General features: G+C 63.6%; 24 protein-coding genes. 12 read left to right on the forward strand and 12 right to left on the reverse strand.

Going from position 1 to position 26046, the window contains the following annotated elements; translation table 11 throughout:
- Positions 1–305: 305 nt before the first annotated feature.
- Both fabG and fabD read right to left on the reverse strand, forming a co-directional pair.
- Entirely contained in the window at positions 306–1043 is a 738-nt protein-coding gene (gene fabG / locus AU381_RS06215) for a 3-oxoacyl-[acyl-carrier-protein] reductase (RefSeq protein ID WP_064240894.1), read from the reverse strand.
- Positions 1044–1068: 25 nt separating this feature from the next.
- Positions 1069–2013 carry an ACP S-malonyltransferase gene (gene fabD / locus AU381_RS06220; RefSeq protein WP_064240895.1) on the reverse strand — a complete coding sequence of 315 codons (945 nt, stop codon included), beginning with the start codon at positions 2011–2013 and terminating at the stop codon, positions 1069–1071.
- A gap of 329 nt (positions 2014–2342) precedes the next feature.
- Here fabD and AU381_RS06225 point away from each other — a divergent pair, with 329 nt between their 5' ends.
- Positions 2343–3386: an aldo/keto reductase gene (locus AU381_RS06225; RefSeq protein WP_064240896.1), complete on the forward strand. Its 1044-nt coding sequence runs from the start codon at positions 2343–2345 to the stop codon at positions 3384–3386.
- 140 nt (positions 3387–3526) lie between these two features.
- On the opposite strand, the gene AU381_RS06230 is transcribed toward AU381_RS06225, so the two are convergent.
- Entirely contained in the window at positions 3527–3859 is a 333-nt protein-coding gene (locus tag AU381_RS06230) for a four-helix bundle copper-binding protein (protein WP_064240897.1), read from the reverse strand.
- A 354-nt stretch (positions 3860–4213) separates the two neighbouring features.
- Here AU381_RS06230 and rpsF point away from each other — a divergent pair, with 354 nt between their 5' ends.
- The 5 genes from rpsF (at position 4214) to AU381_RS06255 (ending at position 8518) form a co-directional block, all read left to right on the forward strand.
- Positions 4214–4663, forward strand: coding sequence for a 30S ribosomal protein S6 (gene rpsF, locus AU381_RS06235; RefSeq protein WP_064240898.1), 450 nt, complete (start codon positions 4214–4216; stop codon positions 4661–4663).
- 24 nt (positions 4664–4687) lie between these two features.
- Entirely contained in the window at positions 4688–4936 is a 249-nt protein-coding gene (rpsR, locus tag AU381_RS06240) for a 30S ribosomal protein S18 (RefSeq protein WP_012707461.1), read from the forward strand.
- Positions 4937–5125: 189 nt separating this feature from the next.
- The gene (locus AU381_RS06245) at positions 5126–6079 is read left to right on the forward strand and encodes a YybS family protein (protein ID WP_064240899.1); all 954 of its coding nucleotides are present in this window, start codon (positions 5126–5128) and stop codon (positions 6077–6079) included.
- 35 nt (positions 6080–6114) lie between these two features.
- Positions 6115–6690 carry a 50S ribosomal protein L9 gene (gene rplI, locus AU381_RS06250; protein WP_064240900.1) on the forward strand — a complete coding sequence of 192 codons (576 nt, stop codon included), beginning with the start codon at positions 6115–6117 and terminating at the stop codon, positions 6688–6690.
- A gap of 328 nt (positions 6691–7018) precedes the next feature.
- A complete protein-coding gene (locus AU381_RS06255; protein WP_064240901.1) occupies positions 7019–8518 on the forward strand; it encodes a replicative DNA helicase in 1500 nt (499 codons plus the stop codon).
- A 222-nt stretch (positions 8519–8740) separates the two neighbouring features.
- Here AU381_RS06255 and AU381_RS06260 read toward each other — a convergent pair whose 3' ends face one another.
- The 3 genes from AU381_RS06260 to AU381_RS06270 form a co-directional block, all read right to left on the reverse strand.
- Positions 8741–9046, reverse strand: a complete 306-nt coding sequence (locus AU381_RS06260; protein WP_064240902.1) for an AzlD family protein — start codon at positions 9044–9046, stop codon at positions 8741–8743.
- A complete protein-coding gene (locus AU381_RS06265) occupies positions 9043–9696 on the reverse strand; it encodes an AzlC family ABC transporter permease (protein ID WP_064240903.1) in 654 nt (217 codons plus the stop codon). Before AU381_RS06265 ends, AU381_RS06260 begins: the two co-directional genes overlap by 4 nt.
- Before the next feature lie 120 nt (positions 9697–9816).
- The gene (locus AU381_RS06270; RefSeq protein WP_064240904.1) at positions 9817–10674 is read right to left on the reverse strand and encodes an AraC family transcriptional regulator; all 858 of its coding nucleotides are present in this window, start codon (positions 10672–10674) and stop codon (positions 9817–9819) included.
- A gap of 127 nt (positions 10675–10801) precedes the next feature.
- Between AU381_RS06270 and alr the strand changes: the two genes are divergently transcribed.
- From alr to AU381_RS06295, 5 genes are all read left to right on the forward strand, one after another.
- Positions 10802–11941 (forward strand): alanine racemase, encoded by a 1140-nt coding sequence (gene alr, locus AU381_RS06275; RefSeq protein WP_064240905.1) that lies wholly within the window; start codon positions 10802–10804, stop codon positions 11939–11941.
- Between the two features lie 230 nt (positions 11942–12171).
- Positions 12172–13575 (forward strand): DNA repair protein RadA, encoded by a 1404-nt coding sequence (gene radA / locus AU381_RS06280; protein WP_064240906.1) that lies wholly within the window; start codon positions 12172–12174, stop codon positions 13573–13575.
- Between the two features lie 142 nt (positions 13576–13717).
- Positions 13718–14317 (forward strand): CvpA family protein, encoded by a 600-nt coding sequence (locus AU381_RS06285; protein ID WP_064240907.1) that lies wholly within the window; start codon positions 13718–13720, stop codon positions 14315–14317.
- Positions 14318–14461: 144 nt separating this feature from the next.
- Positions 14462–15952, forward strand: coding sequence for an amidophosphoribosyltransferase (purF, locus tag AU381_RS06290; protein ID WP_064240908.1), 1491 nt, complete (start codon positions 14462–14464; stop codon positions 15950–15952).
- Between the two features lie 12 nt (positions 15953–15964).
- On the forward strand, positions 15965–16705 hold the full coding sequence (locus AU381_RS06295; RefSeq protein ID WP_064240909.1) for an SDR family NAD(P)-dependent oxidoreductase: 741 nt from the start codon (positions 15965–15967) through the stop codon (positions 16703–16705).
- A 165-nt stretch (positions 16706–16870) separates the two neighbouring features.
- Here the strand turns inward: AU381_RS06295 and AU381_RS06300 are convergent, their stop codons facing one another.
- The 4 genes from AU381_RS06300 to AU381_RS06315 all read right to left on the reverse strand — a co-directional run bounded on the left by AU381_RS06300 (position 16871) and on the right by AU381_RS06315 (position 22425).
- Positions 16871–17734, reverse strand: coding sequence for a CDP-alcohol phosphatidyltransferase family protein (locus AU381_RS06300; RefSeq protein ID WP_064240910.1), 864 nt, complete (start codon positions 17732–17734; stop codon positions 16871–16873).
- A gap of 9 nt (positions 17735–17743) precedes the next feature.
- The gene (locus AU381_RS06305; protein WP_064240911.1) at positions 17744–18442 is read right to left on the reverse strand and encodes a phosphatidylserine decarboxylase; all 699 of its coding nucleotides are present in this window, start codon (positions 18440–18442) and stop codon (positions 17744–17746) included.
- Positions 18443–18650: 208 nt separating this feature from the next.
- Positions 18651–20543 carry an ABCB family ABC transporter ATP-binding protein/permease gene (locus AU381_RS06310; protein WP_064240912.1) on the reverse strand — a complete coding sequence of 631 codons (1893 nt, stop codon included), beginning with the start codon at positions 20541–20543 and terminating at the stop codon, positions 18651–18653.
- A 160-nt stretch (positions 20544–20703) separates the two neighbouring features.
- Complete coding sequence (locus AU381_RS06315; RefSeq protein ID WP_064240913.1) at positions 20704–22425, reverse strand: LysM peptidoglycan-binding domain-containing protein; 1722 nt, start codon at positions 22423–22425, stop codon at positions 20704–20706.
- A 242-nt stretch (positions 22426–22667) separates the two neighbouring features.
- Between AU381_RS06315 and AU381_RS06320 the strand changes: the two genes are divergently transcribed.
- Positions 22668–23285, forward strand: coding sequence for an LOG family protein (locus tag AU381_RS06320; RefSeq protein ID WP_064241832.1), 618 nt, complete (start codon positions 22668–22670; stop codon positions 23283–23285).
- A 1-nt stretch (position 23286) separates the two neighbouring features.
- On the opposite strand, the gene rarD is transcribed toward AU381_RS06320, so the two are convergent.
- A complete protein-coding gene (gene rarD, locus AU381_RS06325) occupies positions 23287–24225 on the reverse strand; it encodes an EamA family transporter RarD (RefSeq protein ID WP_064240914.1) in 939 nt (312 codons plus the stop codon).
- 178 nt (positions 24226–24403) lie between these two features.
- Complete coding sequence (cimA, locus tag AU381_RS06330) at positions 24404–26020, reverse strand: citramalate synthase (protein ID WP_064240915.1); 1617 nt, start codon at positions 26018–26020, stop codon at positions 24404–24406.
- Between the last annotated feature and the right edge of the window lie 26 nt (positions 26021–26046).

Raw genomic sequence — 26046 nt, forward strand, 5'->3', positions numbered from 1 at the left:
CGCCTTTCTTGGCGCCGGTACTCGTTCACGCCTGATAGACCAAGATGGCCCACCGGGCAATCCATTCAACCGAAACCGCGGAAACCCGTGGCAGCAGAGGCTGCCGGACACCTGGCCGGACCGGTCGACTGCGCACAGTCATGGCCCGATTAACACGGTTTAGGTCTGCCGCAAAGTCCGAAATTGCCCGACATTCGCTTGCTCAACATTGAATTTCAGGCATTTGGCATCAAGGTGCAGAGGCGCTGACCGAGCGTCCGGCGGCGGGTTGCGGGTTGCACCACCCAACCGCCGAAAACCGCGGGTCAGATCATCGCCATGCCGCCATTGACGTGAATGGTCTGGCCAGTGACGTAGCCCGCCTCGTTGGAAGCAAGATAGGCGACCGCAGAGGCGACTTCCGCACCGCTTCCCATCCGGCGCATCGGGATCGCCGCCATGATGCCTTCCTTCTGCTTGTCGTTCAGCTTGCCCGTCATCGCACTCTCGATGAAGCCCGGCGCCACGCAATTGACCGTGACGTTGCGGGTGGCGATCTCCTGGGCGAGCGACTTGGAGAAGCCGATCATGCCGGCCTTCGACGCGCAATAGTTGGCCTGGCCCGGGTTGCCGGTCACACCGACGACCGAAGTGATGTTGACGATGCGGCCGAAGCGCCGGCGCATCATCGGATGCGTCAGCTCACGGGTCAGCCGGAAGACGGCCGTCAGGTTGACCTCCAGGACATTGTCCCAGTCGTCGTCGCTCATGCGAACGAAAAGGCCGTCCTTGGTGATGCCGGCATTGTTGACGAGGATGTCCACCCCGCCGAGTTCGGCCTCCGCCTTCTCGCCGAGCGCCTTGACGTCGGCACGATCGGAAAGATTTGCCGGGAAGATCTGGACACGCTCGCCGAGCGTATTGGCGAGCGCCTCGAGCTTCTCGACGCGGGTGCCGTGGAGGCCGACGATGGCGCCTTGGGTATGCAGCATGCGGGCGATCTCCTCGCCGATGCCACCGGATGCGCCGGTAACGAGAGCCTTGCGGCCGGAAAGATCGAACATGGATTTCTCCCTTGTGATTGAGGCGCTAGGCCAGAAGGGCGGCTAGCGCCGCGTCGATATCGGCGGGCGTATTGACGGCAATGCCGTTGACAGCCTTGTCGATCCGCCGGGCAAGCCCGGTCAGCACCTTGCCCGAGCCGATCTCATAGAGTGTCGTCACATCGTTGGCGGCGAACCACTGAACCGTTTCGCGCCAGCGCACCTGGCCGGTCACCTGCTCGACCAGCAGCCGGGCGATCTCGCCCGCATCGCTGACCGGGGCGGCCAGCACGTTGGCGACGACCGGCACGACCGGGTCGCGTTTCTCGACCTTGGAAAGGGCTTCGCGCATGGCCTCAGCGGCAGGCGCCATCAGGGCGGAATGGAAGGGAGCCGAGACCGGCAGCATCAGGGCGCGCTTGGCACCCTTTTCAGAAGCGAGTGCGGCCGCCTTTTCCACGGCCTGCTTCTCGCCCGATATCACCAGCTGTCCGCCGCCGTTGTCGTTGGCGATCTGGCAAGCACCGAACGACGACGCTTCGCGACAGACCGCTTCGACATCCGCGTGCTCCAGGCCGATGATTGCCGCCATCGCGCCCTTGCCGACCGGGACGGCCGCCTGCATCGCATTGCCGCGTATGCGCAGCAGCCGCGCCGTATCGGCAAGCGAAAAGGTTCCGGCGGCACAGAGCGCCGAATACTCGCCGAGCGAGTGGCCGGCGACAAAGGAGACCTTGCTCCTGAGATCGAGCCCCTTGGCCTCGAGCACCCGGATCACGGCGATCGAGACCGCCATCAGCGCCGGCTGTGCATTCGCCGTCAGCGTCAAGACCTCCTCCGGGCCGTTCCACATGGTGTCGGAAAGCTTCTCGCCCAGCGCGTCGTCGACTTCGGCGAAAACGGCAGCGGCCTCCGGAAAGGCTTCGGCCAGTTCCTTGCCCATGCCGACAGCCTGACTGCCCTGACCGGGGAACGTGAATGCAATGTTCATCAGGAGTGCCCTTCCCTGGATCTCGACGGGCGATCTTCGGGCTCGTCGCTATCTGCTCTCTTGGTGTCGGAGCGGCATGCAGGCGATGACCGCCCGACTTTCTTACTCCGCCCGCCTTTTCCTCTCCATTCACATTCCTGAACGGCGAGTCAAGCGCACGGCTATGCCCGTTGCGGGCTTTTGCCCTTGATCTTCGACAACCAAGGCTTAAGTTTGCCCCGCAACGCCGCACGCACCCGATACCTCCAGGTTGCGGCATCACCCTATTCGAGGGCGGCGCGCCTTTTCCTCCCGCGGCGCGTTTCCGCCTGCACAAGGAACGTCACCGCATGCGCTACAACACACTCGGCCGCACCGGCATAAAGGTTTCCGAAATCTGCCTCGGCACGATGACCTGGGGCTCACAGAACACACCGATCGAAGCCCACGGGCAGCTCGACTATGCCATCGAACGCGGCGTCAACTTCATCGACACCGCCGAACTTTATCCGACGACGCCGCTTTCGGCCGAAACCTATGGCAATACCGAGCGCATCATCGGCGACTGGCTGGCAGGCCGTCGGCGGCGCGACGACGTAGTGCTTGCCACGAAGGTTGCCGGCCCCGGCCGTCCCTATATCCGCAACGGCGGGCCGATGACGCCGGAAGGCATAGACGAAGCCCTCGACGCGAGCCTCAAGCGGCTGAAGACCGACTATGTCGATCTGTATCAGCTCCACTGGCCGAACCGCGGCCACTACCACTTCCGCAACGCCTGGTCCTACGACCCGTCGCGGCAGGACAAGGAGCATGTCGCCGCCGATCTGAAGGCCATTCTCGACAAGCTCGGCGACCTCGTGAAGGCCGGCAAGGTCCGCGCCATCGGCCTTTCGAACGATACCGCCTGGGGCACGATGAAGATGCTCGACCTGTCCGAGCGACATGGCCTGCCGCGCGTCGCCACCATCCAGAACGAATACAATCTGCTTTACCGACCCTACGACCTCGATCTCGCCGAACTGTCGCATCATGAAGATGTCGGGCTGCTTGCCTATTCGCCGCTCGCGGCCGGCCTTCTGACGGGCAAATATCTGGACGGGGCAAGGCCCGCGGGGTCGCGCCTGTCGATCAACGGCGATCTCGGCGGCCGCTTCACGCCGCATCAGGAGCCGGCGGTCGCCGCCTATGTGGCGCTTGCGCGCGAGCATGGACTCAATCCAGCGCAGATGGCGCTCGCCTTCTGCCTGACGCGGCCGTTCATGGCGTCCGTCATCATCGGCGCAACATCGATCCCGCAGCTCAAGACCGATATCAGCGCCGCCGACGTGACCCTGTCGCAGGATGTGCTGAATGGAATTCGCCGCCTGCATCGGCTCTATCCGGCGCCGATCTGAGCGACGCCGTCTCTGCTCGGGACTACTGCATGTTTCCTTGAATCGTAGCCGATTTCAGGACAAAAACATGCAGCAATTCACAGTGCTACAGCGACCTTTGTGCGTCTGATAAGACGCACGGCGCTGTAGGGAACCACATCTCAGGCTGCCATCTGACGGCAGCTTTCGGCGCAGCGCTGGCAGGCGTCGACGCATTCGGCCATGTCGCCGATGCGTTCGCAGTCAGCTGCGCATTCGCCGCAGATTTCTGCACATTCGGCGCAGACATGCCGGTGATGGGGCGTTCCGATCAGCATGAAATGCGCCGACGTCCGGCAGATCTCGGCGCAGGCCATCATCAGCCGGAAATGATCTGGCTCCGTGTGCTTGCCGCCCGCCTCCAGGCAATGGTTCATCGCCGTCGAAAGACAGGCACGGTAGCAGGCGAGGCAATTCTCTATGCACTCCTGCATCTTCGGATCGATGTGGTGCATTGTCTTCTCCTGTGGTTTCCAACGAGGAGCCAACAAGGAAGGGGGGCCATTGTTCCGCAACTTTGCGCCTCGGCGGCTTCGCGCACGATCTTCCGATGACGCCTTGCATTTCGGCCAAAAATCCGTATAAGCGCGCTGTTCGAAACGCCCGGTCTTCTGGCTGGTGGCTGAACGGAGGGCCGGCTTCCATCCCGGAGGCCGCCAGGAACGACAAGCTGTTCCGGCCTCCCGTGTCTCCGCTCTCGACCGTCTCGATACAACACTTTCTTGCCGGCTCATCTGAGCCAATAAGAACAGTCGTTGAGGCTTAGCCGCCGAGGTCCGGGCTGACTAATGCAAGAAAGGCAAGCCACAATGGCTCTTTATGAACACGTATTCCTGGCACGGCAGGACATCACGCCGCAGCAGGTCGACGCCCTCGTCGAACAGTACAAGGGTGTCATCGAAGCGAACGGCGGCAAGGTCGGCCGCGTCGAGAACTGGGGCCTGAAGTCCCTCACCTACCGCATCAAGAAGAACCGCAAGGCTCACTACGTCCTCATGGACATCGATGCTCCGGCACCGGCAGTCCACGAAGTCGAGCGCCAGATGCGCATCAACGAAGACGTCCTGCGCTACATGACGATCGCCGTCGAGAAGCACGAGGAAGGCCCGTCCGCGATGATGCAGAAGCGCGACCGTGACGACCGTCCGCGCCGCGACGGCGACCGTCCGGACCGTGGTGGTTTCGGTGACCGTGGTCCGCGTCCGGACCGTGGCGATCGTGAAGACCGTCCGCGCCGCCCGCGCGAAGACCGCGCGTAACCCGAAGCCTAGGAGATCAAGACAATGGCTGAAGTTTCTTCCGCTCCGGTACGCCGCCCCTTCCACCGTCGCCGCAAGACCTGCCCCTTCTCGGGCGCAAACGCTCCGCGGATCGACTACAAGGACGTTCGCCTCCTGCAGCGCTACATTTCCGAGCGCGGCAAGATCGTTCCGTCCCGCATCACGGCCGTTTCCCAGAAGAAGCAGCGCGAACTCGCCCAGGCGATCAAGCGTGCACGCTTCCTCGGCCTGCTGCCCTACGTCGTATCGTAAGGCTTTCTCTCCGTTGGTCGCCTGACTCAACGGTAACCGACTCCGCGTCAAGCCGCATCCTTCGGGTGAGCGGCTTGACGCCTCCCTTCCGCGGTGGGCGCGGATCGGAACCGGCGCGAAAAGCGCCAAATCCCATGTTGGGGCAGCAAAGGCGCGCCCCTAACTGCCCTTGCAGCAGGACAGCGAACGTTGAAGAACTGGCGCAGGACATCGCTGATCACCGGCGCGCTTGCCGGTGTTACCGCCGCCCTTCTTTCGATGGGCGCGAACACGCAGTCGTCCCTCGCGATCGTCCTCTATGCCGCTTCCGCACTGCCGATCCTTATTGCCGGCCTCGGCTGGGGCAATGCCGCGGCGCTCACCGCGATCATCGCGGCCGGCGCGACGGCGGCAAGCCTGATTTCGCCCTATTTCGCGCTGCTCATCCTAGTCGTCACGCTCGTTCCGGCCGGCTGGCTCAGCCATCTCGCCAATCTGGCACGACCGGCCTCCGAACTCGGCGGCCCCGAGGGCGCGCTCGCCTGGTATCCGCTTTCCGACATCCTCAGCCACCTGGCCGGGCTGGTTACGCTCGGCATGATCATCGTCGCGACCATCATCGGATATGATTCAAGCGTCTCCGACCTGATGGTCGACATGGTCATCGAGGCGGTGAAGGCGCAGGAGCCGCTCTACAATCCGGACGCGGCCGCAATTGCCCAGCTCAAGTCGATGTTCACGCTGGCGCTGCCGCTGGTGCAGGGCGCGATCTGGGTCGTCATGCTGTTTGCCGCCTACTATGTCGCGACCCGCATCGTGCAGATGTCCGGAAGATCCGTCCGGCCGCGCGAAGACATCCCCTCTTCCCTCAGGATGCATCGCAACGCCATCTTCATCTTCCTCGGCGGCCTGATCCTTACCTTCCTGGGCGGCGCGCCGGCGGCGATCGGCGCCCTCGTCTGCGGAACATTCGGGGCGGGCTTCCTGGTTTCGGGCTTCGCCTCCTTCCATTTCCGCACGCGCGGCAAGTCCTGGCGGCTTCCCGTGCTGTGGATCGCCTATCTGTCGGTGCTCGTCTTCACGATCCCGGCGGTCTTCTTCCTCCTGTCCGGCCTGACCGACACGCGACGAACCATCGCGGTCACGCCGACGGGAAAAAGCTAACCAACGAACAATGCCAACCTGAAAGGAAACTCAACATGGAAGTCATTCTCCTCGAGCGCATCGCCAAGCTCGGCCAGATGGGCGAAACCGTAAAGGTCCGCGACGGCTTTGCCCGCAACTACCTGCTGCCGCTCGGCAAGGCTCTGCGCGCCAACGCCGCCAACAAGGCTCGATTCGAGTCCGAGCGGGCAACCCTTGAAGCCCGCAACCTCGAGCGCAAGTCGGAAGCCCAGAAGGTCGCCGAGAAGCTCGACGGCAAGGCCTTCGTCATCGTCCGCTCCGCCGGCGAAACCGGCCAGCTTTACGGCTCGGTCGCCGCTCGCGACATCATCGACGTGCTGGCTGCCGAAGGCTTCAACATCAACCGCAACCAGGTCAACCTCAACCACCCGATCAAGTCGATCGGCCTTCACAAGGTCACCCTGCACCTGCATGCGGAAGTCGATGCGGTCGTCGATATCAACGTCGCCCGTTCGGCCGAAGAAGCCGAGCGCCAGTCCAAGGGCGAAAGCCTGACGTCTGCCGACGCGATCTACGGCGTCGACGAGGACGCCCTGAAGCCGGAAGACTTCTTCAACCCGGAAGCCGAGTTCGGGGCCGAAGAAGAATAAGCTTCAGCGACAGAGCTCAACGACAAGCCCGGATCCCCGCGATCCGGGCTTTTCTTTTGCCATCACGAAGAGCGCGCGAAGGCGATTGGCGGACGACGCGCGACCACGAATCAGTTAGATTTGCGGCCGACCTCCGCCATTGTGCAAGTGCCCGGCGTGGCATGTCTCGGGTCTACCCGCGCCCCCCTGTGGATCAGTGTGAACAACCGCCAAAAACCAAGGACGGACTCGCAAGCTCCGGCACTGTTGCATAGCTACACTAGACTTGTCGGAGGGTAGGCAGCAAACCGATTGGCACACGGGAAATAGAGGCGGATACGGATCGACCATGAACGACGCAGCGCGAAAGCTCGCTCCCTTGGCCAAGGATCAGGCGGACCAGCATTACCGCGAAGCGCCGAACAACCTGGAAGCCGAGCAGGCCCTGCTCGGCGCCATCCTGGTCAACAACGACGCCTTCTACCGCGTCTCCGATTTCCTCAAGCCGGTGCATCTTTACGAGCCCCTGCATCGCAAGATCTTCGAGGTCGCCGGCGAAATCATCCGCATGGGCAAGACCGCCAACCCGGTGACGGTCAAGACCTTTCTCAAGGCCGACGACAAGGTCGGCGATCTGACGGTCGCGCAGTACCTCGCGCGCCTTGCCGCGGAAGCCGTCTCGATCATCAATGCGGAGGATTACGGCAGGGCGATCTACGACCTGGCACTTCGGCGATCGCTGATCACCATCGGCGAGGACATGGTCAACATCGCCTTTGATGCGCCGCTCGACATGCCGCCGCAAAGCCAGATCGAGGACGCCGAACGGCGCCTTTTCGAACTCGCCGAGACCGGCCGCTACGACGGCGGCTTTCAATCCTTCAACGACGCCGTGGCGCTGGCGATCGACATGGCCGGACAGGCTTTCGAGCGCGACGGGCACCTCTCCGGCATCTCCACGGGCATCCATTCGCTCGACGGCAAGATGGGCGGCCTGCAGCGCTCGGACCTGATCATCCTCGCCGGGCGCCCGGGCATGGGCAAGACATCGCTTGCGACCAACATCGCCTACAACATCGCCGCGTCATATGAACCGGAAGTGCAGCCCGACGGCTCGTTCAAAGCGAAGAACGGCGGCGTCGTCGGCTTCTATTCGCTCGAAATGTCATCCGAACAGCTCGCCACCCGCATCATCTCCGAGCAGACCGAAGTCTCATCGTCGAAGATCCGCCGCGGCGATATTTCCGAGGCCGATTTCGAGAAGCTCGTCGCCTGCTCGCAGATGATGCAGAAAGTGCCCCTCTTTATCGATCAGACCGGCGGTATCTCGATCGCCCAGCTTGCGGCGCGCGCCCGCCGCCTGAAGCGCCAGCGCGGTCTCGACGTGCTCGTCGTCGACTACGTCCAGCTGATGACCGGCTCGAAGAAGTCCGGCGAAAACCGCGTACAGGAAATCACCGAGATCACCACCGGCCTCAAGGCTCTCGGCAAGGAGCTCAACGTGCCGATCATCGCCCTCTCGCAGCTGTCGCGCGCGGTCGAAAGCCGCGAGGACAAGCGTCCGCAGCTTTCCGACCTGCGTGAATCGGGCTCGATCGAGCAGGACGCCGACGTGGTGCTCTTCGTGTTCCGCGAAGAATACTATGTGAAGAACATGGAACCGCGCGACGAGCTCGATCCGAAATACGAAGAGTGGAAAATGCAGATGGAGCGGGTGAAAGGTACGGCCGATGTGATCATCGCCAAGCAGCGCCACGGCCCGACCGGCACCGTCAAGCTCGCCTTCCAGTCGGAGTTCACCCGCTTCTCGGACCTCGCCGATCCGTCGTTCACGCAGTACGAGCATTGAGGCAATTTTTCTGCCCCTCATCCCGCTGCCGCGACCTTCTCCCCGTCATAACGGGGAGAAGGGGCAAGCCGCACTCTCCCAGTCCCCTCGCTTAACTTGCGGAAAGAATTAAAGTCGGCGCCGCTGGTCCCTTCTCCCCGTGGTCACGGGGAGAAGGTGGCGGCAGCCGGATGAGGGGCAAAACACACAGAATATTCGATCCGAAGGTGGACATCGGGCTCTTTACGCCCCGATCAGCGCTCTCGCGACGGCGACGACAAACACCCCAATAGCCACAGCTGGGAGCAACGGCAGTCGCATTGCGGCGAGCGCCGTCGCTACGGTCGCGAGGGTCTCGGCCGGCCCGGTGACGAGCGCCGTTGGGGCGATGACCGCCATCAGCACGGCAGGAGGGATCGCCTCCAAGGCGCGCTTCTGCTGCGAGCCGATCGTCACGAAGCGTATGACGACAATGCCGGCAACGCGCGTCAGCATCGTGGCTGCGGCCATTGCGACAATGGCGAGGAAAGTATCGGGATCGAGCGTCATGCGCAGGCCTCCTGACGTCGGGTTGTGACGAGCGTCGCGGCAACGCCGGCAGCGGCACCGGCCGCGATGTACCAGACGCCGGGTATAAGCTGATAAGCAAGAACCGCCGCCGCGGCACTGGCGGCGAGCACGGCGCCGGTGTCCCGCCCCTTCCAGAAGCCCATTACCAGGACGGTGAAGACGGCCGGAAACGCGAAATCCAGGCCGATCGCCTGCGGGTCGCCGAGGAAGGCGCCGGCCGCGGCCCCGGCGAGGCTCGCCAGAACCCACGCACAATAGAACGGCACGGCAAGGCCCGCATACCAGGCGGGCGTCAGCCGAGTCTCGCCGGCGCGGACCTCCGCCATCGCCCAGATTTCGTCGGCGAGCAGCAGCATCGCGGCATATTTCGCCGGGCTAGAGAAGGCCGGCATCTTCGTGCCGATCGAAGCGCTCATCAACAGGTGACGGATATTGACGAGCAGCGCCGAAAAGGCGAGCGCGCCCGAGGAGGCCGGATGCGTCCAGATGTCCATGGCGACGAACTGCGACCCTCCGGCAAAGACCAGGGCGCTCATCAGCGTCGCTTCCAGGCTGCTCAGGCCCTTGCCCGCGGCAACGGCACCGAAGACCAGGCCGATCGGCATCACCGCGATGGTCAAGGGCGCCATCGCCCTCATGCCGCCGAAAAACTCCTGAGATATCCCTGCCCTTTTCACGTCGACGATCTCCGCATTGTTTTGCCGAGAAGTCATAGAGGGGCAGCGACGGCCGGTCTTGAACGAAAGTGATCAGCCGGCGCGGAAGGCCCCCGGCGTGACGCCGGTGCGCGCCTTGAAGTGACGGGTGAAGTGCGCCTGGTCCGCAAAGCCGCAATGATAGGCGGTATCGGCCGGCGACCAGCCCTCTCGCAAGAGCGTCCTTGCCTCGCGCACCCGTTTGTCGGTGAGAAAGGCATGCGGGGTGATGTGGAACTCCTTGCGGAAGGCCCGGATCAGATGGGCGCGGCTGAGGCCGGCCACTTTCGCAAGCTCGTCGAGGCCGATGTCGCTCGAATAGTTTTCGAGCAGATAATCGCGGGCGCGATGCACCGCGGAACTCTCGCGCGTGCGGACCGGAACGATGATGGCGCTGCCATGCCGCTCGAACAGTGTCGCCAGGAAGCCGAACATGCCTTCGTCCGCCTCTAGCGTTCCCGCATTTCCCTCCAGCACCTGATGGGCGCGACGGAACGCGGCTGCAAGCTCGATGTCCGTCAGCCACTGCCGGGAAAAACAGGGGGTGCCTCGAAACGGACGGCCGGTGACATCCTCGAGAACTTCGGCGAACAGTTCCACGGACGGATAGATCATCCGGTAACGATAGCCTTCACTGCCAGGATGCCCGTCGTGAGTTTCGTCGGGGTTGATCAGGTAGAGATCACCGGGTCCCGTCTGCGAACGCTCGCCCTTGATGGTGCTGATCTGCGATCCCGCCTCGATGGCGCCGATGCTGAAGGTGTCGTGCGCGTGCGGCGCGAACTCGTGGGTGATGAATGTCGCACTCAGGCATTCCATGCCCTTGAACCGCGCATCCCGCCAGAAACGGGTCTGCTCGGCTCCCTTGAGCGGCATGGCCTCGATGGCCTCTTTCTGGGAGATCGTATGCATCGGCCGATCCTAGCGGTGCCGAGATTGTTCCTCTTGCACAAAAGTGCTCAGCTTTAACGAGTGCGGTATTTGCGGCAACGGGCGCTTGGATGTATTGCTCACATGTCGCCCATGCAAGAGTTCGCCCATGCACAGTCCCGAATTCCTCGCTGTCTCGAACCGGCTCACCATCGACCTGACGGCGCTCGCCGACAACTGGCGGGCGATGAACGCGCGCTCGGGCAAGGCTCGTGCCGCCGCCGTGCTCAAAGCCAATGCTTATGGGATCGGCGTCGCGCATGCGGCACCCACGCTTTACGCGGCCGGCGCGCGGGATTTCTTCGTCGCCGATGCCGAGGAAGGTGCCGAGCTCCGCCCGCACCTGCCGGACGCCCGCATCTATGTTCTCGCCGGCATGTGGCCCGGCAACGAGGAGCTTTTCTTCGCCAACGACCTCGTGCCGATCATCAACTCGGAGGAGCAGCTTGCCGTCTTCATGGCGGCGCTATCCGAGCGGGGCGACCATCCTTGCGTTCTCCATGTCGACACCGGCATGAACCGGCTGGGCCTTTCGGTCGAAGAGGCCATTGCGCTGGCTCACGATCCGGCGCGCCCGGCGAGCTTTTCGCCCGTGCTGGTCATGAGCCATCTCGCTTGCGGCGACGATCCCAAGCATCCGATGAACCTCTACCAACTCCAGCGCTTTCGCGAGGTGACAGCCGCGTTCGAAGGCGTGCCCGCGAGCCTTGCGAATTCCGGCGGCGTCTTTCTCGGCGAAGATTACCATTTCGACCTTACCCGCCCGGGCATCGCGGTCTATGGCGGCGAAGCGGTGAGCGACGCCATCAACCCGATGAAGCCGGTCGTGACCGCCGAAGCCCGCATTCTGCAACTGCGCAAAGTCCCGTCGGGCGGAACGGCAAGTTACGGCGCTTCGGCACGATTTACCCGCGACAGCCGCATCGCGACCGTGGCAATCGGCTATGCCGACGGCTATCACCGCTCGGTGTCCGGCGGCGGGGTCACGCTCCGGCAGTCGATGCCGTCAGGTGCCTTCGGCTTCCTGCATGGGACGAAGGTGCCGCATGTCGGCCGGGTCACGATGGACCTCAGCCTGTTCGATGTCACCGACCTGCCGGAAGGGGCCGTGCGCGCCGGCGACTATATCGAGCTTTTCGGTCGGAACGTCGCCATCGACGATGTCGCGCGTGCCGGCGGTACGATCGGCTACGAGTTGCTGACGAGCCTCGGACACCGCTATTGCCGAACCTACTGCATGTTTCCGTAAATCGTAGCCGATTTAAGGATAAAAACATGCAGCAGTTCAAAAGTGCTACAGCGACCTTTGCGCGTCTTAAGACGCGCGGCGCTGTATGTCGGCGGCGCCTGAGCCGTCGTTTCGGACGTGTCGAAAATCATCCTTTCGATCGGCATTTCACGTCATTATGTGACCGCTCACAGTGATTCTCCCGAGGCGGGCCGCCCCTGCCTCTTGCAACTTGCCGAAAGCTGATCCCGATGGCGAAAACCCGTACCCAGTTCGTCTGCCAGAATTGCGGCACCGTGCACTCCCGCTGGGCCGGCAAGTGCGACGGATGCGGCGAGTGGAACACGATCATCGAGGAAGATCCGACGGGCGGCATCGGCGGCGGTCCGACGCGCGCGCCCAAGAAGGGACGGCCGGTGGCGCTCACCACCCTTTCCGGCGACATCGAGGACGCGCCGCGCATCGAAACGGGCATTTCCGAACTCGACCGGGTGACCGGCGGCGGCTTCGTGCGCGGCTCGGCACTGCTCGTCGGCGGTGATCCCGGTATCGGTAAGTCGACCGTGCTGATGCAGGCGGCGGCAGCGCTTTCGCGCCGCAAGCACCGGGTGATCTACGTCTCGGGCGAAGAGGCGGTCGCCCAGGTGCGCCTGCGTGCCCAACGGCTCGGCGCCGCCGAAAGCGACGTGCTGCTCGCCGCCGAGACCAATGTGGAGGACATCCTGGCGACGCTTGCCGAGGGCAAGCGACCGGATCTCGTCATAATCGATTCCATCCAGACGCTCTGGAGCGATACGGTCGACTCCGCCCCCGGAACGGTGACGCAGGTCCGCACCGGCGTTCAGGCGATGATCCGCTTTGCCAAGCAGACCGGGACGGCCGTCGTGCTCGTCGGCCATGTCACCAAGGAAGGCCAGATCGCCGGCCCACGCGTCGTCGAGCACATGGTCGACGCCGTCCTCTATTTCGAGGGCGACCGCGGCCATCATTACCGCATCCTCAGGACCGTGAAGAACCGCTTCGGGCCGACCGACGAAATTGGCGTGTTCGAGATGTCGGACCGGGGTTTGCGCGAAGTTGCCAACCCGTCCGAACTCTTTCTCGGAGAGCGCAACGAGAAATCGCCCGGCGCCGCCGTCTTCGCCGGCATGGAAGGAACCCGGCCGCTGCTCGTCGAAGTGCAGGCGCTGGTCGCGCCGACGTCGCTCGGCACGCCGCGGCGGGCGGTCGTCGGCTGGGACTCGGCGCGGCTCTCCATGATCCTCGCGGTGCTCGAGGCTCATTGCGGCGTCCGGCTCGGCCAGCACGACGTCTATCTGAACGTCGCCGGCGGATACCGGATTTCCGAACCGGCGGCCGATCTCGCCGTCGCATCCGCGCTGGTTTCGTCGCTCGCCGGGCTTGCTCTTCCGGCCGATTGCGTCTATTTCGGCGAAGTCAGCTTGTCGGGCGCAGTCCGGCCGGTTTCGCATACTGGTCAACGTCTCAAGGAAGCCGAGAAGCTCGGTTTCTCCCAGGCCGTATTGCCATCTGCAACAGCCGACCTGCCGAGGAGCGGCAATGGCCGGTGGAGCGAGATGGAAAGCCTTCCGGACCTGGTGGCGCGCATCGCCGGATCGCGACGTGCCCTGCAGCAGGCAGACGAGGCGGAGTGAAGGATCGAGCGCCACCGAAGGGGACTTCCAGTGCGGCACGGTCGACAAGCGGTGGAAAGATGGTCTGGGCGCGTGCGGACGGGACCTGCGGCGGATAAGCTTGGTAAGACCCGAGAAAAGACGGGGTCGGAGTAAGGACAACATGCCCATTACAATTCTCGACGGTATCGTTCTCGGCGTAGCACTGTTTTCCGCCATCCTCGCCATGGTCCGCGGTTTCTCGCGCGAAGTCCTTTCTGTCGCGAGCTGGGTCGGTGCGGCGGCGGCGGCCTATTTCCTCTATCCGCACCTGCTGCCTTATGCCAAGCAATACACCACCAATGACACGGTCGCGATGATCGGCTCGGCAGCCGTGATCTTCCTGGTGGCGCTGATCATCATTTCCTTCATCACCATGCGGATCGCCGATTTCATCATCGACAGCCGCATCGGTGCGCTCGACCGCACGCTCGGCTTCCTCTTCGGTGCCGCGCGCGGCATCCTGCTCGTCGTGGTCGCCATGCTGTTCTTCAACTGGCTTGTGGCGCCGCCGCAGCAGCCGATCTGGGTTACCGAGGCAAAATCGAAGCCGCTGCTCGACGACCTCGGAAACAGGCTGGTCGCGCTGCTGCCGGAAGAGGCGGATGCCACCATTCTCGATCGCCTGCGCGGCAAGGACACGACGGGCGAAGGCGAAAGCGATGCGCCGCCGGCCGCGACCGACCAGTCGCCCGCCGAGGAAGCACCGGCCACGAACGGCTGAGACACGAGAAAATTTTGCAACAAAGCCCGCTGTGCGGGCTTTGTCCATTTGGAATCACCCTTGCCAGTCATTTCGGCTAAGATTGCTTGACGTCTGGCAGCCTGATCACGATATGCGCACCGGCACGGAGCAAAGGCGACTGCGATGACCGATCTCAGATCCAGTGAAATCCACGACGAACTCGACGGCGATACCCTGCACGAGGAGTGCGGCGTGTTCGGCATACTCGGTCATCCGGACGCGGCCACCCTGACGGCGCTTGGATTGCACGCGCTCCAGCATCGCGGCCAGGAAGCGGCCGGTATCGTCACCTTCGACGGCAAGCAGTTCTATACCGAAAAGCGCATGGGCCTCGTCGGGGACCACTATACCGACCCCGCCACGCTCGCCAAGCTGCCGGGCTATATTTCCATCGGGCACACGCGCTACTCGACGACCGGTGAGGTGGCGCTGCGCAACGTCCAGCCGCTCTTTGCCGAACTCGAAGTCGGCGGCATCGCTATCGCCCATAACGGCAATTTCACCAATGGCCTGACGCTCCGCCGCCAGTTGATTGCCGACGGCGCCATCTGTCAGTCGACTTCGGACACCGAAGTCGTCCTTCACTTGATCGCCCGCTCGAAGCAGACCTCCTCGTCCGACCGGTTCATCGACGCCATTCGCCAGATGGAAGGCGGTTATTCGATGCTGGCGATGACGCGAACCAAGCTGATCGCCGCGCGCGACCCGATCGGCATCCGCCCGCTCGTCATGGGCGAACTCGACGGCAAGCCGATCTTCTGTTCGGAAACCTGCGCGCTCGACATCATCGGCGCCAAATACATCCGCGATGTCGAAAACGGCGAAGTGGTCATTTGCGAAATCCAGCCGGACGGCTCGGTCTCGATCGACGCGCGCAAGCCGGAAGCACCGCAGCCCGAACGGCTGTGCCTTTTCGAATATGTCTACTTCGCCCGTCCGGATTCGGTCGTCGGCGGCCGCAGCGTCTATGTGGCGCGCAAGAACATGGGCATCAATCTCGCCAAGGAATCGCCCGTCGAGGCGGATGTCGTCGTTCCCGTGCCCGACGGCGGCACTCCGGCCGCACTCGGCTACGCACAGCAGAGCGGCATTCCCTTCGAATACGGCATCATCCGCAACCACTATGTCGGACGGACCTTCATCGAGCCGACGCAGCAGATCCGCGCCTTCGGCGTCAAGCTGAAGCATTCGGCCAACCGCGCCATGATCAAGGACAAGCGCGTCGTGCTCGTCGACGATTCCATCGTCCGCGGCACGACGTCGGTCAAGATCGTCCAGATGATCCGCGATGCCGGTGCGCGCGAAGTGCATATCCGCGTCGCGAGCCCGATGATCTTTCACCCGGATTTCTACGGCATCGACACGCCCGACCGAGACAAGCTGCTCGCCAACCAGCATGCCAATCTCGCCTCGATGTGCCGCTACATCGGCGCGGATTCGCTCGAGTTTCTGACAATCGACGGTCTCTACCGGGCCGTCGGCGGCACCTCGCGCGATCCGCAGGCGCCTCAATTCACCGATCATTATTTCACCGGCGATTATCCGACCCGCCTGCTCGACCAGGAAGGCGCGAGCAACGTCCGCAAACTTTCGGTTCTTGCCAGCAACGGATAACCAGACAACACAATGACGCTCAATCTGAAAGACCGGATCGCCGTCGTCACCGGCGCATCGCGCGGTATCGGCTATTTCACCGCCCTCGAACTCGCCAAGGCCGGCGCGCATGTCATCGCCTGCGCCCGCACCGTCGGCGGCCTGGAGGAGCTGGACGACGCCGTCAAGGCAGTGGGCGGGTCGGCGACGCTGGTCCCCTTCGACCTTGCCGACATGGCCGCGATCGACAAGCTCGGCGGCGCCATCAACGAACGCTGGGGCAAGCTCGACATCATGGTTGCCAATGCCGGCGTGCTCGGCACGATCTCGCCGATCGGCCACGTCGAGTCCAAGGTCTTCGAAAAGGTGATGACGATCAACGTCACCGCCACCTGGCGCCTGATCCGCTCGCTCGAGCCGCTGCTCGTCAAGGCCGACGCCGGCCGGGCCCTCATCCTTTCCTCGAGTGCCGCGCACAAGTGCAAGCCGTTCTGGGGCCCCTACTCCGCCTCCAAGGCCGCCGTCGAGGCATTGGCGCGGACCTGGGCATACGAGACGCAGCGTCTGCCGCTCCGCATCCTCAGCGTCGATCCGGGCGCGACGCGGACCGCGATGCGAGCCCAGGCCGTGCCAGGCGAAGATCCGGCCACCGTGCCGCACCCCTCCGAGGTCGCCGCCGCGCTGATGCCCCTGCTCGGGCCCGAGCAGACCGAGACCGGCAAGCTCTTCCTTGTCCGGGAAAAGAAGATCGTCGACTATCATCTGCCGGAGTAGGCTGGCGGCAGCGGATCTTGCCAAGGTTGCAATTGCCCCTCACCCTAGCCCTCTCCCCGCACGCGGGGAGAGGGGACTGAGGCGTTGCCGCGAGTCCCCTCGCCCCGCTTGCGGGGAGAAGGTGCCGGCAGGCGGATGAGGGGCAAAACCCAATATGCCGTTTGCCTACTCGCTGTCTCCCGGCAAGCCATCACCGCCCTGGCCGGCAGGCCAGTCGCCGTATTTGCGCTGCCAGGAGCGGGCGCCGAACGGCAGGCTGATCAGATAGGCGACTGCCGTAACAACCATCGTCTCCCAGGTGTAGGTCATCAGCGTCGCGACATAGAGAACGACGATCAGGATGGCCGGGAGCACCAGATCGCGGCGCACGCGATTGTCGGACTTGCCGGACCAGACCGGCAGGCGGCTGACCAGCAGGAAGGCGATCAGAACGGTATAGACCGCCGCTATCAAGGCGAAGATCCTGCCGGGCGCCAGCCCGAGGAGACCGATATAGACCGGCAGCAGTACCAGCATGGCGCCGGCCGGGGCCGGCACGCCGACGAAATATTCCGACTGCCAGGCCGCCTTGACGGGGCGCTCGGCCATGACGTTGAAGCGGGCGAGTCTCAGGCCGACCGCGATCGCATAGATCAGCGCGGCGATCCAGCCGACCGAGCGCGCCTGATCGAGCAGAAAGACGTATAGGACGAGAGCCGGGGCGACGCCGAAATTGATGATGTCGGCAAGCGAGTCCATCTGGACTCCGAAGCTCGACGTCGCCTTGAGCAGCCGCGCCACGCGCCCGTCGATGCCATCCAGGAATGCCGCAAACAGAACCATCGCGACGGCGAGTTCGAAGCGATTCTCGAAGGCAAGGCGGATGCCGGAGAGGCCCGCACAAATCGCCAGGACGGTGATCGTGTTCGGGACCATCAGGCGCAGAGGGATTTCCCGCAGCCGAGGGCCACGGGCCTTTTCATGGGCGTCGTTCGTATCGGTCGCCGCTTCCGGGGTCTCGGCCGCTTCTTCCTGCCGGGGATTTTCCATATCGGTTCCTCACGCGCGTCGGCTGATGACCGGCCCCTTCGGCGAGCCGTATTCGGCGATCACCGTTTCGCCGGCAATTGCCTTCTGGCCGACACTGACGCGCGGCTGCGCGCCCTCCGGCAGAAACACGTCGACGCGCGAGCCGAACCGGATGAGACCGAAACGCTCGCCCCCTTCCAGCGCGGCATTCTCCGTCGTCCAGCAGAGGATGCGCCGCGCGACCAGGCCGGCGATCTGGACGACCCCGATGGGGCCGTGGCTCGTTTCGACGACCAGGCCGTTGCGTTCGTTATCCAGACTCGCCTTGTCGAGTTCGGCGTTCAGGAAGCTGCCGGCCCGATAGGCGATGCGCCTGACGGTGCCACTCATCGGCGCCCGGTTCACATGGCAATCGAAGACATTCATGAACACGGAAATGCGCAGCATCGGCTCCGAGCCTAGCCCCAGTTCCTCCGGCGGAGTGACGGTGGCGACCGAGGATACGCGCCCGTCGGCCGGGCTGATGACGAGATCCTCGTCGATGGGCGTCATGCGCTCCGGATCGCGAAAGAAATAGGCGCACCAGGCGGTCAACAGAAAGCCGATCCACATCAGCGGTTCCCAAAGGAAGCCAAGGATCAGGGAAACGACGAAGAAGATCGCAATGAAGCGATAGCCTTCCTTGTGCACCGGGACCAGCGTGTTGCGGACCGTTTCGACCAAGCTCATGAACTTACTCCAGATATGACGCCGAACGTGAACTACAGCGCCGTGCGTCTTATCAGACGCACAAAGGACGCTGTAGCACTTTGAATTGCTGCATGTTTTTGTCCTTAAATCGGCTACGATTTAAGGAAACATGCAGTAGCGCGATTTCGAGGCCCCGGCAACGGCGAAGGCGATGGGGTTGCGACGATGCGGTTTGCAGCGATCCTCGTCAGGCCGCCGGCGCGCCGCGGTCGACGATGCCGAGATCGTCGCGTTCGCGCACCCGCTTCAACTGCTCCTCGGCTTGCGTTGCCTCGCGCTGGCGGCTCCACATGGAGGCGTAAAGGCCGTCGCGGTCGATCAATTCGCCATGCGTGCCCCGTTCGGCGATGACGCCGTCCTTGAGAACGATGATCTCGTCGGCGTTGATGACGGTCGACAGACGGTGCGCAATGACGAGCGTGGTGCGGTTGCGCGACACGACGTCGAGTGCCGCCTGGATCTCCTGCTCCGTCTTCGTGTCGAGCGCGGAGGTCGCCTCGTCGAGGATCAGGATCGGCGGTGCCTTCAGGATCGTCCGCGCGATCGCGACACGCTGCTTCTCGCCGCCCGAGAGCTTCAGCCCACGCTCGCCGACCATGGCCCGATAGCCCTCCGGCAGGCCGCGGATGAAATCAGCGATCTGCGCCGCCTCGGCAGCCGCCTCAACCTCGCTATCCGAGGCCGCCATCCGGCCGTAGCGGATGTTGTAGGCGATCGTGTCGTTGAAGAGCACCGTGTCCTGGGGAACCATGCCGATCGCGGCGCGCAGGCTCTTCTGGGTGACGTCGCCCACGTCCTGACCGTCGACGGTGATCGATCCCCGCTGCACGTCGTAGAAGCGATAGAGCAGCCGCGACAGGGTCGACTTGCCGGCCCCGGACGGACCGACGACCGCCACAGTCTTGCCGGCGGGTACCTCGAAGGAAATTCCCTTGAGGATGGGCCGGGCCGCGTCATAGGCGAAATGCACGTCCTTGAAGGCGATCGCGCCGTGCCCGATGTCGAGTTCCTTCGCGTCCGGCCGATCGACCACTTCCGCCTGAATGTCGAGGAGATCGAACATATGTTCTATGTCCGTCAGTCCCTGACGAATCTCACGATAGACGAAACCGATGAAGTTCAGCGGAATGGCAAGCTGGATCAGCATGGCGTTGATGAAGACGAAATCGCCGATCGTCTGTTCCCCGCTTTTGACGGCGAGCGCCGAGATCGTCATCATCACGGCCGTGCCGGCCCCGAATATCAGCGCCTGGCCGAAGTTCAGCCAGCCGAGAGAGGTCCAGACCTGGGTCGCGGCGCGTTCGTAGCGCTCCATCGATTTGTCGAAGCGCTTCGCCTCCATCTCTTCATTGCCAAAATATTTGACGGTCTCGAAGTTGAGCAGCGAATCGATCGCCTTGGTGTTCGCATCGGTGTCGCTGTCGTTCATCGACCGGCGAATGGCGATCCGCCAGTCGCTGGCGCGCACGGTGAACCAGATGTAGAGCCAGACGGTGATGGCGGTGACGGCGAGATAGCTGAAGCCATAGCCCCACCAGAAGATCGCCGCCGTCAGTACAAACTCGATCAATGTCGGGACGCTGTTCAGGATCGTGAAGCGAACGATCGTCTCGATGCCCTTGGTACCCCGCTCGATGATGCGCGAGAGCCCGCCGGTGCGCCGCTCCAGATGGAAGCGCAGCGACAATTGATGCATGTGGACGAAGGTTCTAAAGGCAAGCTGCCGCACGGCGTGCTGGCCGACACTTGCAAAAAGGGCGTCCCGCAATTGGTTTAGGCCGGACTGCAGAAGGCGCGCCAGATTGTAGGCGAGCACCAGCATCACGGCACCGGTCAGGAATTGCGGCAGGAAGCCGAGCGCGTCCGGCTTGTTGTTCAGTGCATCCGTCGCCCATTTGAAGAAATAGGGAACGAGAACAAGGACAACCTTGGCCGCGACAAGGATGACTGTCGCCCAAATGACCCGAAGCTTGAGATCGGGACGCTCGGTCGGCCACATATAGGGCCAGAGATTGGCGATCGTACCCAACGGACTGGCGGCATCGGCGGAAACCGTCTTCTTCTGCTTCTGAGGTGCCACGTCTGTCTGCTTCCAATGCTTTTGGACCACGCCGGCCGCCCGGGCCGCCCGCGATCCCCTGCACTCAATGAAAAGCGGCGTCCTTTGAAGACGCCGCGTTTCCTTACAGATAGGTCTGCCCCCGCGCCGCCGCAATGGAATTGCGGTGGAACAAGGATAATTATTCGCGTCTCACGCGCTTGCGATGGATCTCCCGCGATTCCTCGTCGGAGAGAGCCTCGTTCGGAACCCCGAACACCTGGCCCGGGCGAATCAGGTCGGGATTGTCGATCTGTTCGCGGTTGGCGAGATAGATCGTCGTGTAACGCACGCCGGCGCCATAGACACGCCGCGAGATCTGCCAGAGCGTATCGCCGCGGCGGATGATCACGGATTCCTTGCTTTCCTTGAGCGGCGGCTGCTCGATCGTTGCAGGCGCCGCGTCAGCCGGCGGCGATGCGGCGATCTGTTCGCCCGAAGGCTGAGTTGCGGCATTCGTCGCTATTTCGGGCTTCGGCGGTTGCTGCGCGTCACTCGCCGTCGTCCGAGGCTTGGCAGCAGCCACAACCGCCTCCCCAGCCGCCCGTTGCGGCAAGGCAGGGCCGATGACCCCGTCAACCTTGCCCAGCGTCGCAACGACGCTTGCCATATCCTGCGGAGAGTTTCTCAGAAGGTTCAGGGCCTCGGCGGCTGCCTTGGAAGCCTCGGCCGCCGCGGCCGTCCGCGCCGCATCGGAACTGTCGGCCGGCTTGAATTCGGCAAGCGACTTGAGCGCAAATTCCGTCGCGGACCGGGCTGCAGCAAGCTGTTCGGCGGAGGGCTGCTTGCCATCGGCGAAGAGTCCCTTCAACAGGGCGAGCGCCTTGCCCGCTTCCGTCCTCAAGCCATCGAGCGCAGCGGCAGCGGAGTCCACGGAGGAGCCGGCAATGGCGGCAACCTGGGCGCCGGCCGGCCTGTCGAAAGGCACCGAGGCGCGCATCGCCACCTTGTTGGCGTCTTCGCTCAACATGTCCGCACGGATGATGTGACTGCCGACGGCAAGGTCAATCGAGCCATCGACGACGAAGTGCCCCTTGTCGTCGGCCTTCATCTCACCGACGAGCTTGTCGTCGGCATAGATGCGCACCAGCGCTCCGGGTTTCGCATTGCCGGCAACGAATATCCTCTTTCCTTCGATCTCCACGGCCGTCACCTGCAATCCCGGCACGATATTGGAGGGGGCCGGTATCGCAGGCGCCGCCTCCGTCGCGCCATTCTGCGTGGCGGGCGCGGCGGCAGCCTCGATCGGCCTGGTCTCGGTCTTCGGCGTGGTGATCAGCCGGCTGGCCTCGCCCGGTTTGGAGACCATCGCGAGCAGTTGCCCGCCCGGCTCCTTCGGCACCGAAACAGTCGCGACCTCCTCCGAGATCTTGCTGGCGCCGTCGGCACCGACGCTTCTGAGCGTCAGCTGGTGGTCTCCAGCGGCAAGCGGCTTGTCGAAGACGGCGGCGAAGTCCCCGGCGGCGCTGACATCGGCCGTACCAACGACGGTATCGCCGCTTAGAATTTCGAGCTTCGTACCGGGCGGAGCACGGCCGGCGACGACGGTCGACCCGTCCGGCTCGACCCGAAGAAGATCAAAGCCTGGAACGGCCAAGTCGGTAGCCGCGTCGGCCGCACCGGCAGCGGTGCTGCCGGCAGCCGTGGCCGCCCGTTCCTTGGTCGCATCTTGCGCGGTGCCCGGAGCGTCTTCGACCTTGGCGGCCGGCGCTCCTGCGGTCTCACTGCCGGTTGCCTCGGATTGCGCCGTCTGCTCCTTGTCATCTTCGTTCAGATCGAGGTTCGGCTGAACCACGAAGACCATCAATGCAGTCGCAATCGCCAGCACACCGAGGGCCACCCAGCTGGCCGTGTTCTTTATCATGCCACTCTCCACAGGAGCGGAGCGGTGCTCCGCGCATGCCCCTTTATCGGCTCACAACATGCAAGCCTTTGCTACATTATAGCGCAACGGCGGTCTTCCGTCCGAATTCTTCAATGTATTGCTGAAATTGCTAACGTTTCCTGTAGTTAAGCACAAGCTTCGACTGCGCAGGCAAGCAACGGCGTGACGCGTTTTCGCGCATTTTCCTTGACCCGTGCTGCGCTGCAATGTCTTTTGCCTTCATGAGCACGCGTCCTACCCCGATTCGATCCGTCTGCGTCTACTGCGGTTCACAGCCCGGGCGGGACCCCGCGCATATGGAGGCGGGGCGGCTTCTCGGCAGATCGATCGCCGATCATGGCCTGCAGCTCGTCTATGGCGGCGGCACCCGCGGCATCATGGGTGCGGTTGCGAGCGGCGTGCTTTCGGCCGGCGGTCACGTCACCGGCATCATTCCCGAGTTCCTGATGGACAAGGAAGCGACCCGCCACTCGCTCGGACAGCTCAACGAACTCATCGTCACCGGCGACATGCACGAGCGCAAGCACACGATGTTCGAGCGCGCCGACGCCTTCATCGCGCTTCCCGGCGGCATCGGGACGCTCGAGGAGATCGTCGAGATCATGACCTGGGCGCAGCTCGGCCGTCACCGCAAGCCGATGGTGTTCGGTAATATCAACGGCTTCTGGGCGCCGATGCTGGAACTTCTGCAGCACATGCGCGAGCAAGGCTTCGTCCACACGGCGCACCTGGTTCAGCCGCTGGTGATCGACCGGATCGAAGACATCATCCCCGGGATCCTGGCCTCCGCCGCCGCGAATGGCCGCGAAGGCGAATCCGAGATCATTTCCAAGATGTGAACTATTCCGCCGGCGTCGGCTGCGCGGCGCGGCGCGCCCTGCTTTCGGCCAGCATCGCTCCCGAATAGATGAAGAGTGCTGCCCAGATCAGCGCGAAGGCGATGAGTTTTGCGGCGCCGAAGGGCTCGTGGAACACGAAGACAGCGATCACGAAGATCATCGTCGGAGCGATATATTGCATGATGCCGATGGTCGAGAGCCGCAGGAGCTTGGCGCCATTGGCATATATCATCAGCGGCACGGCGGTCACGAGACCGCAGGAGAGAAGCAGGACGACGTCGGTCATGTTCGTGTCGCCGAAATGCCCCTGCCCCGTCGCTTCGAGCCAGATGATGTAGCCGGCGGCCGGGACGCTGAGCAGAAGCACTTCGAGGAAGAAGCCCTGATTCGGCCCGATCGGCAGCGTCTTGCGGAAGAAGGCGTAAAAGCCCCAGGAGATGCAGAGCCCGATCGAGACCCAGGGCAGGCCGCCGGCGTCGAAGGCGAGCACGGCGACGGCGAGCGCGGCGAGCCCGATCGCCACCATCTGCGCCGGATTCGGCCTCTCCTTGAGCAGGAGGGCCCCGAGGAAAATCGAAAACAGCGGGTTGATGTAGTAGCCGAGTGCCGTCTCGATCGCCCGGCCGGCCCCGATCGCCCAGACGTAGATGCCCCAGTTGACGGTGATGAGGGCGGCCGTGAGCGTCGCCATCTTCAGCATGCGGGGCGAGCGCAACGCGGTCCTGATCTCCTGCGTGCGGCCAAGCCAAAGAAGCACGAGGCCCGCGAGCGGCACCGACCAGACGATGCGGTGGGCGACGACTTCGGGCGCAGGGATGTGCGCTACGGCCTTCATGAAGAAGGGCAGGAAACCCCAGAGCAGATAGGCCGTCAGCGCGAAGGCGAAGCCTCTCGCGGAATCGGTATTCTCGGCGGGCTGTTTCGCGTTCGGCTCGGCCATGACCTTGATCCTGAAAACTAGACCGGAGCCAGGCGGGGACCGCTCCGGTGTCAAACGACGGCCAGTCATCAGCGGAGAACTGCCGTCCCTCCTCCTTGCGTCCTACTCCAACGAACGCTGATGCACCAATTCATTTCCGTGAACCGATGCGTGAACGACGCTGAACGCAGAGCAGGCACTATTCGGCGGCGATCAGCCCGACCTGGTCGCGGTTCTTGAGCAGCTTGTAGACGATACTGTCCATCAGCGCCTGGAAGGAGGCGTCGATGATGTTGTCGGAGACGCCGACGGTCCACCAGCGCGCGCCGGTCCGGTCCGTCGACTCGATCAGCACGCGGGTGACGGCCCCGGTGCCGCCATTCAAGATGCGTACCTTGTAGTCGGCGAGTTCGAGATCGGCGATCTCCGACTGGAACTTGCCGAGGTCCTTGCGCAGAGCGAGGTCGAGCGCATTGACCGGACCATGTCCCTCGGCGACCGACATCATCACCTCCCCGTCGACGATGACCTTGACCACGGCCTCCGACACGGTCTTCAGATTTCCGTTCGCATCGAAACGGCGCTCGACCATGACCCGGAAGCTCTCGACGTGGAAGAAATCGGGCACGGTGCCGAGGATGCGGCTGGCGAGCAGCGTGAAACTCGCATCCGCGCCCTCATAGGCATAGCCGGTCGCCTCGCGCTCCTTGACGATCTCGATCAGCTTGTCGAGCCGCGGATCGTCCTTGGCGACATTGATGCCGCGCCGCTTGAGCGCGTTGATGAAGTTCGCCTTGCCTCCCTGGTCGGAGACCATCACCTTGCGCAGGTTGCCAACCGACTCGGGCGCGACATGCTCGTAGGTGCGCGGATCCTTCAGCAGCGCCGAAGCATGGATGCCCGCCTTCGTGGCAAAGGCCGAAGCGCCTACATAGGGTGCCTGCGGATCCGGCGAGCGATTGAGGAGTTCGTCGAAAGCGTGGGCGAGCGTCGTCAGTTCCTGAAGCCTGTCGGCATCGATACCGGTCTCGAAGCGCTCCGCATAGGCTTCCTTCAGCGCAAGCGTCGCAATCAGCGTGACCAGATTGGCGTTGCCGCAGCGCTCGCCGATGCCGTTCAGCGTTCCCTGTATCTGCCGCACCCCGGCCTCGACCGCAGCCAGGGAATTCGCCACCGCCTGGCCGGTATCGTTGTGCGCGTGGATGCCGAGATTGGCGCCCGGTACTCCGGACGCGATCACGGCCGAAACGATCTCGCGGGTTTCCGGCGGCTGCGTGCCGCCATTGGTGTCGCAGAGCACCACCCACCGCGCCCCTGCCTCGAGCGCCGTTTTCGCGCAGGCGATCGCATAGGCAGGATTCACCTTGTAGCCGTCGAAGAAATGCTCGCAATCGACCATTGCCTCGCGGCCGGAGGCGACCACCGCCGCGACCGAGGCACGGATACTCTCGAGGTTCTCCTCGTTGGAACAGCCGAGCGCCACCTCCACATGGTAGTCCCAGCTCTTGGCAACGAGACAGATCGCATCGCTCTTGGCCGTCAGCAGCGCGTTGAGACCCGGATCGTTGGAGGCGGAGACGCCGGCGCGCTTGGTCATGCCGAAGGCGACGAAGGCGGCCTTCTGCGTACGCTTCTTCGTGAAGAACTCGGTGTCGGTCGGATTGGCGCCCGGATAACCGCCCTCGACATAGTCCATGCCGAATTCATCGAGCATTGCCGCGATGGCGATTTTGTCCTCCACGGAAAAGTCGATGCCGGGCGTCTGCTGCCCGTCCCGAAGCGTCGTGTCGAAGAGGTAGATGCGTTCCTTGGTCATGGGCTGGTTCCAAAATGCGTAGTCTA

Origin of the sequence: Sinorhizobium glycinis, from assembly GCF_001651865.1 — a bacterium.
GTDB lineage: Bacteria > Pseudomonadota > Alphaproteobacteria > Rhizobiales > Rhizobiaceae > Sinorhizobium > Sinorhizobium glycinis.

Excerpts from the sequence above, each read along its gene's own strand:
- radA (WP_064240906.1), top strand. The coding sequence starts at position 12,172 with ATGGCGAAAACCCGTACCCAGTTCGTCTGCCAGAATTGCGGCACCGTG.
- AU381_RS06315 (WP_064240913.1), bottom strand. The coding sequence starts at position 22,425 with ATGATAAAGAACACGGCCAGCTGGGTGGCCCTCGGTGTGCTGGCGATT.
- rplI (WP_064240900.1), top strand. The coding sequence starts at position 6,115 with ATGGAAGTCATTCTCCTCGAGCGCATCGCCAAGCTCGGCCAGATGGGC.
- purF (WP_064240908.1), top strand. The coding sequence starts at position 14,462 with ATGACCGATCTCAGATCCAGTGAAATCCACGACGAACTCGACGGCGAT.
- AU381_RS06265 (WP_064240903.1), bottom strand. The coding sequence starts at position 9,696 with ATGGCGCCCTTGACCATCGCGGTGATGCCGATCGGCCTGGTCTTCGGT.
- AU381_RS06305 (WP_064240911.1), bottom strand. The coding sequence starts at position 18,442 with ATGAGCTTGGTCGAAACGGTCCGCAACACGCTGGTCCCGGTGCACAAG.
- cimA (WP_064240915.1), bottom strand. The coding sequence starts at position 26,020 with ATGACCAAGGAACGCATCTACCTCTTCGACACGACGCTTCGGGACGGG.
- rpsF (WP_064240898.1), top strand. The coding sequence starts at position 4,214 with ATGGCTCTTTATGAACACGTATTCCTGGCACGGCAGGACATCACGCCG.
- AU381_RS06300 (WP_064240910.1), bottom strand. The coding sequence starts at position 17,734 with ATGGAAAATCCCCGGCAGGAAGAAGCGGCCGAGACCCCGGAAGCGGCG.
- alr (WP_064240905.1), top strand. The coding sequence starts at position 10,802 with ATGCACAGTCCCGAATTCCTCGCTGTCTCGAACCGGCTCACCATCGAC.
- AU381_RS06270 (WP_064240904.1), bottom strand. The coding sequence starts at position 10,674 with ATGCATACGATCTCCCAGAAAGAGGCCATCGAGGCCATGCCGCTCAAG.
- AU381_RS06230 (WP_064240897.1), bottom strand. The coding sequence starts at position 3,859 with ATGCACCACATCGATCCGAAGATGCAGGAGTGCATAGAGAATTGCCTC.
- AU381_RS06255 (WP_064240901.1), top strand. The coding sequence starts at position 7,019 with ATGAACGACGCAGCGCGAAAGCTCGCTCCCTTGGCCAAGGATCAGGCG.
- fabG (WP_064240894.1), bottom strand. The coding sequence starts at position 1,043 with ATGTTCGATCTTTCCGGCCGCAAGGCTCTCGTTACCGGCGCATCCGGT.
- rpsR (WP_012707461.1), top strand. The coding sequence starts at position 4,688 with ATGGCTGAAGTTTCTTCCGCTCCGGTACGCCGCCCCTTCCACCGTCGC.
- fabD (WP_064240895.1), bottom strand. The coding sequence starts at position 2,013 with ATGAACATTGCATTCACGTTCCCCGGTCAGGGCAGTCAGGCTGTCGGC.
- AU381_RS06285 (WP_064240907.1), top strand. The coding sequence starts at position 13,718 with ATGCCCATTACAATTCTCGACGGTATCGTTCTCGGCGTAGCACTGTTT.
- rarD (WP_064240914.1), bottom strand. The coding sequence starts at position 24,225 with ATGGCCGAGCCGAACGCGAAACAGCCCGCCGAGAATACCGATTCCGCG.
- AU381_RS06320 (WP_064241832.1), top strand. The coding sequence starts at position 22,668 with ATGAGCACGCGTCCTACCCCGATTCGATCCGTCTGCGTCTACTGCGGT.
- AU381_RS06225 (WP_064240896.1), top strand. The coding sequence starts at position 2,343 with ATGCGCTACAACACACTCGGCCGCACCGGCATAAAGGTTTCCGAAATC.
- AU381_RS06295 (WP_064240909.1), top strand. The coding sequence starts at position 15,965 with ATGACGCTCAATCTGAAAGACCGGATCGCCGTCGTCACCGGCGCATCG.
- AU381_RS06260 (WP_064240902.1), bottom strand. The coding sequence starts at position 9,046 with ATGACGCTCGATCCCGATACTTTCCTCGCCATTGTCGCAATGGCCGCA.